The sequence below is a fragment of the Hyphomonas polymorpha PS728 genome (assembly GCF_000685315.1).
Taxonomy (GTDB): Bacteria; Pseudomonadota; Alphaproteobacteria; order Caulobacterales; family Hyphomonadaceae; genus Hyphomonas; species Hyphomonas polymorpha.
This window is the reverse complement of record NZ_ARYM01000013.1, coordinates 17,373-30,631: the sequence shown is the minus strand read 5'-3', so window position 1 is coordinate 30,631 and position 13,259 is coordinate 17,373. Positions and strand designations below refer to the sequence as shown.

Below are 13,259 nucleotides of genomic sequence, written 5' to 3'. Positions count from 1 at the left end.
AGCCCATCTGGGCCAATCAGGGCAGCCAATCCCCCCGTCTGCCCGGTCCCGCAGCCTTAAGACCTCGTTCAGCAGGGATACAGGGAATTAAATATAGTTTGCCGGAAAATCGCCGTATCTTTCGGCAATGTAATCGGAAAATTCCGCTGCCAGTATCAGGATACCCCATTATGCGCGCCCCTTTTCTCCTTCTTCCGCTGATTGCCCTTCTGCCGCTTTCCAATTGCGCGGTGGCCGCTGTCGGGGCTGTGGGCGCGGCCGGTTTTGCCGCCTCCAAGGACCAGACCGTGGGGCAGACGATTGATGACATCGGCGCCTCCAACGAGATCAAGGCGCGGTTGCTGTCGGAAAGCTCCAGCCGGTTCGGCGAAGTGGCCGTGGAAGTTTCCGGCGGTCTGGTGTTGCTGACCGGCCGGGTTTTCTCGGCCGAGGACCGCACCCGCGCCGAAGGGATCGCCTGGACATCGGTTTACACCCAGGACGTCGCCAACGAGCTGGCCATCGAGCAGCCGGGCGGCTTCTTCGCCAATGTCGCCGATGAGATCATCAGCGCCCGGGTCCGCTCGCGCCTGATCGGCTCCAGCTCGGTGAAAAGCATCAACATCAATGTGGAGACCTATAACGGCGTCGTCTATCTGATGGGCGTTGCCCGTTCGGCCGACGAACTGCGCCGGGCCGCCGAGGAAGCCAGCGTGGTAGGCGGCGTGAAGCAGGTGGTTTCGTATGTGCGGCTGACCGAGGACAATCGCCGCCCGGCTGCCCCGACGACGCAGATGCCGGTTTCTCCTTCCCCCTCTTACCAACCGGCGCCGGACACGTCATATGACAGCCAGCCGCTGCCCGAACTTCGCGGCGTAAGCTATTAAACCGGAAACGGGCGGGGGCTGCGCGCTCCCTGCCCCACCTTCCGGCAACGCCGGAAGGAACTGACGCGTGACGCTTCGCATTGCCATCCAGATGGACCCGCTGGAACGGGTCAACATCGACGGGGATACAACCTTTGCCCTGGCCGAGGCGGCGCAGGCGCGCGGCGCCGAGATTTTCGTCTATGGCCCCAGCGACCTTTCCTTCCGCGAAGGCCGGGTGACCGCCTGGGCCCGGCCGGCAAAGGTTCAGCGCATACGCGAGACACCCGGCATTTTCGGGCCAGCCCAGACCCTGGATATTGCGCGGGATGTGGACGTGGTGCTGATGCGCCAGGACCCGCCCTTCGACATGGCCTACATCACCGCCTGCCATCTTCTGGAGATCGTCGCCAATCAGACGCTGGTGCTGAATGATCCGGCCGGGGTGCGCTCCAGCCCGGAAAAAATCTTCCCGCTGCTGTTCCCCGAAATCATGCCGCCGACGCTGGTGAGCCGTGACCGTCAGGTGATCGATGCCTTCCGCGAAGAATACCGGGACATCATCGTCAAACCGCTTTTCGGCCATGGCGGCGCCGGCGTTTTCCGCCTCCAGTATGAGGATTCCAACCTCGATTCCCTGCTGGAGCTGTTCTTTTCCCGCTCAGCCGAACCGGTGATGGTGCAGGCTTTCCTGCCGGCCGTCTCCGAAGGCGACAAGCGCATCATTCTGATCGATGGGGAACCGGTGGGCGCGATTAACCGGCGGCCAAAAGCCGGACAGGTGCGGTCAAACCTGGTCGTGGGCGGCACTGCGGAAGCTACGGAGCTCTCCGGCGCCGACCGGAATATCTGCGAAGCCATCGGGCCGGAGCTGCGCCGCCGGGGCCTGATGCTGACCGGGATTGATGTGATCGGGGGCCGCCTCACCGAGGTCAACGTCACTTCGCCAACCGGCGTGCAGGCGCTCAAGCGACTGTCAGGCATTGATGCGGCTGCCAAATTCTGGGACGTTGTGCAGGCAAAGCTTGCTGCGGGCTGACGCCTGCGGCATTTACGGAGAATGATCATGAAACCGCTGACCGCTGTGCTTCTCTTCTCCTTCGCCCTTACCGGCGCCGCCTGCTCGGACCCGGCAAAGTCCACCGCAGAGGCCGCACCGGCGGCGCCGGTGGAAGGGGAAACACTTCCCATCGATACCTCAACGGCAAGCGCCGGGGGCGAACTCAGCGGCACGCTGAACCTGAATATCGGACCGCAACAGGACAGCGGCACGCGTCTTCTGGGATCAGGCGGCCTCGGCGGCTCCGGACAGAGCAGCACCGTTCTGGGCGCCGGCGGACTTGGCGGTGGCAATTTTGGCGAAAGCCTCGATCTCGGCATCAACCTTGATGAACTCGAAGATCCTGCTGCGCCGCTGGCTGATCCCGCCCTGCCGGCCAAACCTTCCGATGAAGACGAGATCGTGCGCCTGCCCAACTGAGCGGGGCTGGCGTTAGCCGCCCCGGCTGAGTTCTTTCAGGCGATAGACAAGTTGCAGGGCCTCACGCGGCGTGAGGTTGTCAGGGTCTGCTGCGGCAAGCGCCTCAATCACGGCGGAACTTTCCTCTGAAAACTCCGGGGCCGGATCTTCGGCAACCATGGCAAAGAGCGGCAGGCTTTCTGCCGCAGCCGGGCCTGCCTCCAGTTTCTTCAGGATCTGGCCTGCGCGCGTCACTGCAGAGCGTGGCAGACCCGCCAGCCGCGCCACCTGCACACCGTAGGAGCGGTCTGCCGGGCCGGGCTGAACCTCATGCAGGAAGATCAAATCCTGCTTCCACTCGCGCGCCTTGAGGGACGCGTTGGCCGCTGCCGGCAACCGGGCGGCCAGATCTGTCAACTCGTGATAATGGGTGGCGAAGATGGCGCGGCATCTGTTCGTATCGTGAAGATGTTCAGCTGCCGCCCAGGCAATGGCGAGGCCATCCCAGGTGGCCGTGCCGCGGCCCACTTCATCCAGAATGACAAAGCTTTCCGGAGTTGCCTGATTGAGGATCGCGGCGGTTTCCACCATCTCGACCATGAAGGTTGACCGGCCACGGGCGAGATCATCCGAAGCGCCCACGCGGGAGAATACCCGGTCTGCAAGCCCCAGCCGCAAAGAGGCGGCTGGCACGAACGCTCCGGCCTGCGCCAGGATCACCGCCAGGGCAGATTGGCGCAGATAGGTGGATTTACCAGCCATGTTCGGCCCGGTGACCAGAAGGAAACGGGCGCCTTCGGTTCCGTCCGCATCCAGAACAAGATCATTCGCGGTAAAGCCCTTGCCTTCCCGGCGCAGCGCCGCCTCCACCACGGGGTGGCGCAGGCCCTTCGCCTCGAATACCGGGCGCGGATCAAGCTGCGGGCGCACGGCGCCAATCTCTGCGGCCCAGACGGCATGGCTGGCGGCAACATCCAGTTCGGCCAGCGCGGCCGCGATGATCGCCAGGGGCCCGGCGAGGTCCTCCGTCTTGCCGCAGAAGGCGTCAAAAATTGCAATTTCGCGCGCCTTGGCTTCGTCTTCTGCCCGGCTGATACGGCCGGCCAGATCGGCAAGTTCATGCGTGGAGAATCGCACCGCGCCCGCCATTGTCTGGCGGTGGATAAAGTCTGACGAGAGCGGCGCCCGCAACATCGGATCCGCCTTGGCCGCCGGCACCTCGATGAAATAGCCCAGCACATTGTTGAACTTGACCTTCAGGGCAGAAATGCCCGTCTGATCGGCATACTTCGCCTGAAGCTCGGCAATTACGCGGCGGCTGCCATCCCTCAGGGCACGGACTTCATCGAGACCCGCATCCCAGCCTTCAGCGACGAAGCCGCCATCGCGCGCCAGCATCGGGGGGGCTTCGGTCAGCGCGCGCAGCAGGTCCTCGGCAAAGGCACGCACGGACGGCGCCCCGGCAAGCCCCAGCGTTTCGGCCACATCTGCCAGGCGAGGCGGCAGCCCCTGCCCGAGAACTGCGGCAGCCTCTGCCCCGGAAAGCACCGCTTTGGAAATCGCCAGAAGATCGCGCGGCCCGCCGCGCCCAAGGCTGAGGCGCATCACGGCGCGCTCAAGATCGGGCGCCGCTTTCAGCCGTCCACGGACATCTTCAAGCAGGCCCGCATCGCCTAGCAGGTGGGAGACGGCATCATAGCGCGCGGTGATTTCCGCAATGCTTCGGGAAGGACGCGCAAGCCGCGACGCCAGCAGGCGCGCGCCCGGCGCCGTCACCGTCCGGTCAATTACCGCCAGCAGCGTGCCCTCGCGCCCGCCGCTGATGCTGCGGTCAATCTCGAGGCTGGCGCGGGTGGCCGGGTCGATCAGCAAGAGGCCGCCTGCATCGGGCCGGCGCGGGGCGCGCAGACGGATCGGGGCGCCCGCCTGGGTGAGCTTCACATAGTCTAGCAGCAGGCCCGCGGCGGCAAGTTCCACCCGGCTGAACTCTCCCAGAGAGTCCAGCGCGGCGATGCCGAACACTTCCTTGAGCAGGGCTTCGCCGGTTTTGGCGCTGGCCGCGCGGCCGGGACGCTCGGTAATCGGCGCGCTCAGAAATCCGCGCGCTTCCTGGATGAGCGGGCGGTCGGCATCCTCCAGCGCAATCACCAGCTCGCTCAGCGGCCAGGCGAGCAGCGCTTCGCCGAGCCGCGCGGCCGGGATCGCCGCCAGGTCAAACGCGCCGGTGGAGACATCGCACACCGCAAGCGCCGCCTCTCCCGTGCCGGCAAAGGCAATCGCCGCCAGCGCCTGGCCCTGGCGGGCGGGCAGAAGCGCGTCTTCGGTCAGCGTGCCCGGCGTCACGATCCGGACGACACCCCGCTGGACAATGGATTTGGAGCCGCGCTTCTTGGCTTCGGCCGGGGTCTCGATCTGCTCGCACACGGCCACCCGGCATCCGCCCTTGATCAGGCGGGCGAGATAGCCCTCTGCCGCATGATAGGGCACGCCTGCCATCGGAATGGGCTTGCCGTCATGTTCGCCCCGGGCCGTCAGGGTGATGTCCAGGATGCGCGCTGCCTCTACGGCATCGTTGAAGAACAGCTCATAGAAATCACCCATGCGGAAGAACAGGAGCGCATCGGGATGTTCTGCCTTGATCGACAGATACTGCGCCATGAAAGGCGTCGGTTCTGCGGCGGCGGGGGGGCGGGCGGTGTCTGGCATGGCGCGGCAAGCTAGCCCGCATCCCGCAGATTCGCAAAGCAGTGCGGCACCTGCGCACGCCATTTCACTGTTGGCAGGGCGTCCGGCGCGGCCTAGACGGGGATTGATAATGACAACAACAACAAAACAACCGTCCGAGCGAACCTGAGATGACCATGCAGCGCCCGAGCTTCACTGACCAGGAAGCCCTTGATTTCCACTCGCAGCCGACCGCCGGCAAGATTTCCATGGTGCCGACAAAGCCCATGGGGACCCAGCGCGACCTCTCGCTCGCCTACAGCCCCGGCGTGGCCATCCCCGTGCTGGCCATCGCGGAAAATGCCGACAGGGCTTATGACTATACCTCCAAGGGCAACCTTGTAGCGGTTATCTCCAACGGCACGGCGATCCTCGGGCTCGGCAATCTCGGGCCCATGGCCTCGAAGCCCGTGATGGAAGGAAAGTCTGTTCTTTTCAAACGCTTTGCCGACATCGACAGCTTTGACGTCGAAGTCGACACAACCGATGTCGAAGACTTCATCCGCACGGTGCGCAATATCGGCGCCACCTGGGGCGGCATCAACCTGGAGGACATCTCCTCCCCCGCCTGCTTCATCATCGAGAGCCGGCTGCGCGATGAACTGGACATTCCGGTCTTCCATGACGACCAGCATGGCACCGCCATCATTGCCGCCGCCGGCCTGATCAATGCCTGCCACATTACCGGCCGCGAGCTGAAAGATGTGAAGGTGGCCGTTTCCGGCGCGGGCGCCGCTGGCCTGTCGGTCGCCGGCCTCATCCGCCATCTGGGCGTGAAGCGCGAGAACATTCTGATCTGTGACACCGGCGGTGTGGTCTATGAGGGCCGCACGGAAAAGATGGACCAGTTCAAATCTGCCTTCGCGGTCAAGACAGCCAAACGGACCCTTGCCGAAGCCATGGACGGGGCCGATGTGTTCCTCGGCCTCTCGGTCAAAGGCGCGGTGACCAAGGAAATGGTCAAGTCGATGGCGAAAGATCCCATCATCTTCGCCATGGCCAACCCCGACCCGGAAATCACGCCGGAAGAGATCAAATCCGTCCGTAGCGATGCCATCATCGCCACGGGCCGGTCGGACTATCCCAACCAGGTCAACAACGTTCTGGGCTTCCCCTACATTTTCCGCGGCGCCCTGGATGTGCGCGCCCGCGGCATCAATGAGGAGATGAAGGTCGCCTGCGCCCGCGCGCTGGCCGAGCTTGCCCGTGAGGACGTGCCCGATGAAGTGGCTGCCGCCTATCACGGCGCCCGGCCGAGCTTTGGCCGCGAATATATCATTCCCAGCCCGTTCGACCCGCGCCTGATCAGCTTCATTCCGCCCTTCGTGGCGCAGGCCGCCATGGATACCGGCGTCGCCCGCAAACCGATTGCCGACATGGATGCCTACCGCCGTAGCCTTGTGCGCCGCGCGGATCCGTCTGCCGCCTTCCTGCAGGGCGTGCAGGCCCGCGCCCGCGAAACACAGCGCCGCATCGTGTTCGCCGAAGGCGAAGAGCCCGCTGTCGTGCGCGCCGCCTTCAGCTTCAAGAACCAGGGCCTTGGCCATCCGATCCTGATCGGCCGCGAGGCCCAGGTTGAGCGCGCGATGGAGCAGATGGGCATCCCCCTCGGCTCGCTCGACATCATCAATGCGCGCCTGTCAGACAAGAACCCGATCTATGTGGACATGCTGTATGCACGCCTGCAGCGGCAGGGCTATCTCAAGCGCGATGTCCAGCGCCTGGTGAACCAGGACCGGAACATCTTCGGCAGCTGCATGCTGAAGAATGGCGATGCGGACGGTATGGTGACGGGTGTGACCCGCAATTATGACGCCGCCCTGAAAGACGCGATGCTGGTGCTCGACCCGATCGGTGGCCAGGCCGTTATCGGCATGTCGATGGTGATCAATCTCGGCAAGACGATCTTCATTGCCGACACCAGCGTGCATGAACTGCCCGATGGCCCCACACTGGCGAACATCGCCCTGGAGGCAGCCCGCGCGGTGCGCGGTCTCGGCTTCACCCCGCGTGTCGCTTTCCTCTCCTACTCCACCTTCGGCAATCCGATGGGCGAGCGCGGAGACCGTGTGCGGGAGGCCGTTGCCCTCCTTGATCAGTGCACGGACGTTGACTTCGAATATGAGGGCGACGTCAATGCCGATGTGGCGATGAACCCGCATCACCGGCTGATCTACCCCTTCTCCCGTCTCAGCGGGCCGGCAAACGTCCTTGTCATGCCAGCGATCCATTCGGCATCCATCGCGACCAACCTTCTGGAAGCGATGAGCCGGGCGACCGTGATCGGGCCGATGCTGTTCGGCCTTGAAAAGCCGGTGCAGATCGCCTCGCTGGGCGCTACGGTCGGCGACATTGTCGACCTTGCCACCATCGCCGCCTACGACACCGACCGCGTCTAGGCGACCCGGAAAATTAAGACCTTCAGACTCCGGCTGCGTCCTGCGTGGCCGGAGTTTTCTGTCTGGCGATGCGCAGCCATTCCAGCAGGGAAAGGACAACCGCCACTCCGCCAAGCCAGAAGGTTACGATGAACACGGTATAATATCCGTGGACCTCGATCATCTCACCCAGCCAGGGCCGGCCCAGCGTGCCGATCAGCATGGTGAGCGAGCCGAGCAGCGCATACTGCACAGCGGCGAAGCGCGGGTTCACGACCGAGGTGAGATAGGCCACGACGGCAACACTGGCAAAACCACCCGCGATATTTTCTCCCCCGATGGCCAGCATCAGCCGCGCCATGCGGGCGCCAGCCTCAGCGCCCTGCCCTTCCGGAGAAATCGAGGCTGCCCAGCCGGCGAACATCCGGATCGGATCGGCAAGCCGCGTCCATTCCAGGAAGGCGTCAATCGCCATGCCTCCGCGCGCAAGGTCTGCGAAGAGGAGATTGGTGGCGGCCGCCAGGATGGCGCCAATCACCAGAACCGGCATCCGGCCGATCAGGCTGATCACCACCACACCGATCGCGGCGCCTGCCATGGTCATCAGCACACCGAAGAATTTCGACGCCACGGCCACATCCGCCATCGTGTGGCCAATCGCGCCATACTCGTCGCCGAGATAGAAGGGATAGGCGAAGGCGCCCCAGACGGCATCAGCGAACCGGTAGGTCAGCGCCAGAAGCAGCACCAGCAGCGCGCCCCAGCCGAGACGCCCGATCATTTCCATCAGCGGATCAAAGATCGCGCGGAAGAGAGAATTCAGCACGCGCGCGGCCTGTCCATCCTCTGGCCGGTTCGGCAAGGTGGCGCCCGGCGTGCGGCCATATTTCCAAAGCAGAACGGCGGCAAGCGCGGCCGGCAGCATCACCGTTAGCATCACAATCACCGGCCCCTGCTCGCGCACAAAGGCGCTGCCACTGGGCGGAGGCACCTGCGTTAGCGAGGCGAAGACATGCCAGGCAATCATGGCAATCGCGACGGCCCAGCCGATGGCCACCGCCAGCGTGAAACCGCGCAGGGCTTGCAGCGGAATGATGGACTGATAGCTCTCGCGCGCCTCTGCAGGTTTGCTGGACATTTCCGGTTCGGGCGCGATGAACGTGCCTGAAATGGCCAGAACCATCATCAGCGCGATCAATCCGTACACCATCTGCCAGCCGATGAATTCGGCCAGCAGCAGCGCCATGAACCCCGTGACAAACGTGGACGCCCGATAGCCGAACTGGTAGAGCGCGGCCATCAGATCCTTGTCTTCCTCGCTGCGTGCCACTTCGATCCGCCAGGCATCGAGCACCGTATCGTGCGTGGCCGAGAGCAGCGCCACGCCGAGGGCGACAATGGCGATCAGCCCGATCTGGCTGGCCGGATTGGAAAAGGGAAGGATCAGCAGCAGAACCGCAATCGGCACCTGCAGCGAAATCAGCCAGGTGCGCCGGGGCCCTAGGAAAGGCCTGGGATGGCGCGCTACCTGAAAGGCCGGCGACCAGAGATATTTGAACGCGTAGCCGAGCGTGATAAGGGAAAGCGTGCCGATGGTCGAGGGGGTGACCCCCTCCACCGTGAGCCAGGCATTCAGCGTACCGAGTACCGCCCCGAAGGGCAGGCCTGCGGCCAGCGACAGGAGCAGCATCGCCGCCATGCGCCGGTCGTTCAGCGCCCGCAGCGCGCGGATGAAGCGCGGCGTCTTGTCGGCCTCTGCGGCCTGCACGGCCTCTGTCATGCCGCCCCCGCAACGGCGCTGGAGCGGCCTGTCCAGCGCAGTGCCAGCTGGCGCAGCGCCTCGGCGTCGAGCGGCTTGGCGGCCACACCATCGGCGCCCGCATCCCGCGCCCGGCGCTCGATGTCGGGATTGATTTCAGCGGAGACGGCGATGATCGGCGCGGGAAATCCTTCGGCCCGCAGGCGGCGCATCGCCTCGAACCCATCCATTACCGGCATTCGCAGATCCATCAGCACCAAATCCGGCTCCATCCTTGCGGCAGCTTCCAGCGCTTCGCTGCCTGTTGCCGCAACTGTTACGGTAAATCCGGCCGATTCCAAGGCACGGCGCGCAATCAGCGCGTTTACAGGATTGTCATCTGCGATCAGCACGCGGCCGGCCCCGGCGACCGCTTCCTGCTCCTCAACCGCATCGGCGCCGGAGCGCGCCAGCAGGATGCGTTCGGCCACAGATCCCATGCGCAGCGGCCGGACAAGCCAACCTACACAGCCCAGGGCGCGGAAACGGGCTATGGCCCCGCGATCCTCCGGGCGCAGAACAACCAGAGAGGCAGTGCGCCGCGCGAGGGCTGCAACCACGCCCTCGGGCAGGTCGGCCCCGACGAGCAGGACATCAATCCCCTCCGGCATCTGCGCCGCGCCCGTATCGACCAGGAAGAGGTCCGCGCCCATCGCAGACAGGCTGGCGCAGAGGGCCAGGCTGGTCGCCGGCGGCAGCCCGGCCAGACCGACCCGGCCACCGATCATCGGCAGGGGCTCTGCCGGCGCCGCCCCGGAGCGCTGCAATGGCAGGAAGACGCTGAACCGCGCGCCCTCCCCCAGGGCGGAGGCGACTTCAACGCGCCCGCCAAGCAGATCTGTCAGCCGTTTGACGATGGCCAGGCCGAGGCCAACGCCGCCATCGCGGTAAGCATCCCCCGCGGCGGTCTGGCGGAACGCTTCAAACAGGCGCGCCTGATCTGCCGGCGAAATGCCCGGTCCGGTGTCGCGGATATGAAAGGCGAGCCCTTCCGGCACGATCTCGGCATCCACCAGCACCGCGCCGCGCGTGGTGAATTTCAGCGCATTCCCGACAAGATTGAACAGGATCTGCCGGATGCGGCCTGCATCGCCCAAAAACCCCGGCATCGGCGAGGGCAGAGACCGCACCGCCAGATCGAGCCCCGCTGCATGGGCGCGGGGGCTGAGCAGTTCGATCACCTCCCCGCAAAGCCGCGCGGGGCAGAACGCCTCTGCCTCGATCTCGACGGCGGAGGCGTCCAGGCGCGCATAGTCGAGCACATTGTTCAGGAGGTCGAGCAGCCGCGCGCCGGAAAGCCGGATTGTCTCGGCATATTCGCGTTGTGCTGGGGAAAGCTCTGTTTCCAGCAGCAGCGAAACCGTGCCCAGGATACCATTGAGCGGCGTGCGGATTTCATGGCTCGCGGTCGCGAGGAAGGTCTGTTCGGGCGTCTCGGCGCCGCCGGGGCGGTTGGAATCCTGGGTCATGGGCCGGTAACCTAGCCGAAAGCCTTAAGCAGAGGCTTAACCGGCGCCGCTCTTCGCAATCTACCGGGCGGGCGCGGCGGCGCCGGTAGCTGAGCGTTTTGGCGAGATGTACGCGGCGTATGCCATCTGCCCCATCCAGATCGGCAAGGGTGCGCGCGACTTTCAGAACGCGGGTATAGCCGCGCGCCGTCAGCCGCTCTTTCGCCGCATCCGAGAGAAGCAGGGCGCCCGCCGCGTCCCGGAGGCTCTCGATACCCTCGAATGCAAAGATGGCAACCCGGCAGACCATCCCGCGCCGCTTCTCCCAACTTAGCAGAAGGTTAACAGGGGCCCGCGAACAAAGAAGGAGCGAATTTAGCTCGCCAGCGCAGCGCCCTCAACCGCGCCGAGCGCTGCGCGCAGGACATCCAGCCCCGCCCCCTTCTTCACACCCTGCTCGGACAGAATGCGCCGCCACTGACGCGCGCCCGGCTGGCCGGCAAACAGCCCGAGCATGTGCCGGGTCATAGCATGCAGGCTGACGCCCTCGGCAAGGCGCGCGGCGATATAGGGCTCATAGGCGCGCACAGCGTCGCCCGGCGCGATGACCTCGCCTTCACCGAAGAGGGCCGCATCCACCTCTCCCAAAAGCCCCGGCGTCTGATAGGCAGCCCGGCCGAGCATGACACCGTCAAACCCGGCGACATGGTCCCGGCACTGATCAATCGTCGAAATGCCGCCATTGAGGATGATGGCAAGATCTGGCCGGGCTGCTTTCAGCTCCGCCACCAGGCCATAGTCCAGCGGCGGCACTTCCCGGTTCTCCTTCGGGCTCAGCCCTTTCAGCCAGGCTTTGCGCGCGTGTACGGTGAACACGGAGCATCCCGCCGCCGAAACCTTGTCCACAAAGGTAAACAGCGTCTCGCGGGCCGGCAAATCATCAATTGCGATGCGGTTTTTCACCGTCACCGGGATAGATACCGCCGCCCGCATCGCCGCCACACACTCGGCCACCAGATCCGGTTCAGCCATGAGGCAAGCGCCAAAAGCGCCCGATTGCACGCGTTCGGACGGACAGCCGCAATTGAGGTTCACCTCGTCATAGCCAAAGCCCTCGGCAATCCGCGCGGCTTCGGCAAGCTTGCCCGGCTCCGATCCGCCCAGCTGCAACACCAGGGGATGTTCCACCGCGCTATAGCCAATCAGACGCTCTCTCTGCCCGTGGATCACGGCGTCCGCCGTTACCATCTCCGTCCACAAGATCGCGCGTTTTGTCAGCGTGCGATGGAACGCCCGGCAATGCCGGTCGGTCCAATCCATCATCGGAGCGACTGAGAATCTATAGTCTTGTTTTTTCAACATTTTTTATGTACTATCAAGGGACTAAAGCACGAACATGTGCAGTCTGTGTGCACCGATTTGCACCCTTTTGTACCGGATTTGATCTGTCTGTGCACATGGAGCGCACATAAATGTCGAGCATTTTTAGACTTCCAAAGGGTGATTGGCGCGCCCAGGTGAGACGCAAGGGTCGATATGTCTCCCAGAGCTTTGTGCGCCGCAAGGATGCTGAAGAATGGGCGCTCAAGATGGAGCGCCGGGTCGACCGGGGTGAAAGCGTCTCGAAGAACATCCCGGATGATCTCTCGACCTTCTCTCACCTGATCGACCTGCACATCGCAGACATGCTGGAAGTCGGCAAGGCATTGCGCCGGTCCAAGACCTACACGCTCGAAAAGCTGAAGGAGAAAATTGGTACTGTCAGGTTCGACCTTCTCGACCGTGAACGGATCATCCAGTTCGCGCGTGAGCGCCGCGCCGAGGGCGCAGGTCCGCCCACCATTTCGGCTGATATCTCTTATATCAAGACCATCCTCATCCACGCCTCGGCGGTCCACGGCATATCTGTCAGCCCCGAGCAGGTTGACCTTGCACGCGTCGCCCTGAAACGGCTCGGCCTTGTCGGCAAGGCGCAGGAGCGCGACCGAAGGCCAACGCAGGAGGAGATTGACCAGCTCATTGCATACTTTGATAGCAACTCCCGGCAGAAGTCTCCGATGTCACGGCTTGTGAAGTTCGCGGTCGCGACGGCGATGCGCCAGTCGGAGATCTGTTCCATCGAATGGCCTGACATGGACGAACGCCGACGCACGGTGACCGTCCGTGACCGCAAGGATCCGCGTAACAAGGACGGCAATGACCAGCGCGTACCGCTCGTTGACCTGACCGGATATGATGCCTGGGAGTTATTGATGGAGCAGCGCCGGAGCACGACGAACAAGGGACGTATCTTCCCCTACAATCCCCGCTCCATAGGGACTGCGTTCCACCGGGCCTGCATGGAACTTGGGATTGAAGACCTTCACTTCCATGACCTTCGCCATGAAGGCACCAGCCGCCTCTTCGAGGCCGGGTTGCAGATTGAGCAGGTTGCCCTCGTCACCGGTCACAAGGACTGGAAGATGCTGAAGCGCTACACCCACCTCTCCCCCGACACGATTGTTCGCATAGCCCGGGACAGGAAATTGGGATGACATGTGCCTGGATATGCCGCTCGTGCGTAGCTCCGAAAGTCATTTGTCTATAAATATAATGACAAATTTCGAA

At 64.0% G+C, this 13,259-nt stretch carries 9 protein-coding genes and 1 pseudogene; 5 read left to right on the top strand and 5 right to left on the bottom strand.

The window, feature by feature from the left end; all coding sequences use genetic code 11:
• Positions 1-170 precede the first annotated feature (170 nt).
• From HPO_RS11875 to HPO_RS11865, 3 genes are all read left to right on the top strand, one after another.
• Positions 171-866, top strand: coding sequence for a BON domain-containing protein (locus HPO_RS11875; protein ID WP_035598957.1), 696 nt, complete (start codon positions 171-173; stop codon positions 864-866).
• 67 nt (positions 867-933) lie between these two features.
• Positions 934-1,884 carry a glutathione synthase gene (gshB, locus tag HPO_RS11870; RefSeq protein ID WP_035598953.1) on the top strand — a complete coding sequence of 317 codons (951 nt, stop codon included), beginning with the start codon at positions 934-936 and terminating at the stop codon, positions 1,882-1,884.
• Between the two features lie 27 nt (positions 1,885-1,911).
• Entirely contained in the window at positions 1,912-2,325 is a 414-nt protein-coding gene (locus tag HPO_RS11865) for a hypothetical protein (protein WP_157532799.1), read from the top strand.
• Positions 2,326-2,337: 12 nt separating this feature from the next.
• Here the strand turns inward: HPO_RS11865 and mutS are convergent, their stop codons facing one another.
• The gene (gene mutS / locus HPO_RS11860; RefSeq protein ID WP_035598948.1) at positions 2,338-5,010 is read right to left on the bottom strand and encodes a DNA mismatch repair protein MutS; all 2,673 of its coding nucleotides are present in this window, start codon (positions 5,008-5,010) and stop codon (positions 2,338-2,340) included.
• A 149-nt stretch (positions 5,011-5,159) separates the two neighbouring features.
• Here mutS and HPO_RS11855 point away from each other — a divergent pair, with 149 nt between their 5' ends.
• Positions 5,160-7,427, top strand: a complete 2,268-nt coding sequence (locus HPO_RS11855) for an NADP-dependent malic enzyme (protein WP_035598945.1) — start codon at positions 5,160-5,162, stop codon at positions 7,425-7,427.
• Between the two features lie 22 nt (positions 7,428-7,449).
• Here the strand turns inward: HPO_RS11855 and HPO_RS11850 are convergent, their stop codons facing one another.
• The 4 genes and pseudogenes from HPO_RS11850 to dusA all read right to left on the bottom strand — a co-directional run bounded on the left by HPO_RS11850 (position 7,450) and on the right by dusA (position 12,014).
• Positions 7,450-9,186, bottom strand: coding sequence for an MFS transporter (locus tag HPO_RS11850; RefSeq protein WP_051612560.1), 1,737 nt, complete (start codon positions 9,184-9,186; stop codon positions 7,450-7,452).
• Complete coding sequence (locus HPO_RS11845; RefSeq protein ID WP_035598942.1) at positions 9,183-10,673, bottom strand: ATP-binding protein; 1,491 nt, start codon at positions 10,671-10,673, stop codon at positions 9,183-9,185. Before HPO_RS11845 ends, HPO_RS11850 begins: the two co-directional genes overlap by 4 nt.
• An 82-nt stretch (positions 10,674-10,755) precedes the next feature.
• Positions 10,756-10,911 (bottom strand): annotated as a pseudogene (locus HPO_RS21230) (magnesium chelatase subunit ChlI family protein); the annotation flags it as partial.
• 116 nt (positions 10,912-11,027) lie between these two features.
• Positions 11,028-12,014 carry a tRNA dihydrouridine(20/20a) synthase DusA gene (gene dusA, locus HPO_RS11835; RefSeq protein ID WP_035598936.1) on the bottom strand — a complete coding sequence of 329 codons (987 nt, stop codon included), beginning with the start codon at positions 12,012-12,014 and terminating at the stop codon, positions 11,028-11,030.
• Positions 12,015-12,124: 110 nt separating this feature from the next.
• Between dusA and HPO_RS11830 the strand changes: the two genes are divergently transcribed.
• Complete coding sequence (locus HPO_RS11830) at positions 12,125-13,186, top strand: site-specific integrase (RefSeq protein ID WP_035598934.1); 1,062 nt, start codon at positions 12,125-12,127, stop codon at positions 13,184-13,186.
• Positions 13,187-13,259: the final 73 nt, after the last annotated feature.

Coding starts and splice junctions, on each gene's coding strand:
- dusA (WP_035598936.1), bottom strand. CDS start 12,014: ATGTTGAAAAAACAAGACTATAGATTCTCAGTCGCTCCGATGATGGAT.
- HPO_RS11875 (WP_035598957.1), top strand. CDS start 171: ATGCGCGCCCCTTTTCTCCTTCTTCCGCTGATTGCCCTTCTGCCGCTT.
- mutS (WP_035598948.1), bottom strand. CDS start 5,010: ATGCCAGACACCGCCCGCCCCCCCGCCGCCGCAGAACCGACGCCTTTC.
- HPO_RS11830 (WP_035598934.1), top strand. CDS start 12,125: ATGTCGAGCATTTTTAGACTTCCAAAGGGTGATTGGCGCGCCCAGGTG.
- HPO_RS11865 (WP_157532799.1), top strand. CDS start 1,912: ATGAAACCGCTGACCGCTGTGCTTCTCTTCTCCTTCGCCCTTACCGGC.
- HPO_RS11845 (WP_035598942.1), bottom strand. CDS start 10,673: ATGACCCAGGATTCCAACCGCCCCGGCGGCGCCGAGACGCCCGAACAG.
- HPO_RS11855 (WP_035598945.1), top strand. CDS start 5,160: ATGACCATGCAGCGCCCGAGCTTCACTGACCAGGAAGCCCTTGATTTC.
- HPO_RS11850 (WP_051612560.1), bottom strand. CDS start 9,186: ATGACAGAGGCCGTGCAGGCCGCAGAGGCCGACAAGACGCCGCGCTTC.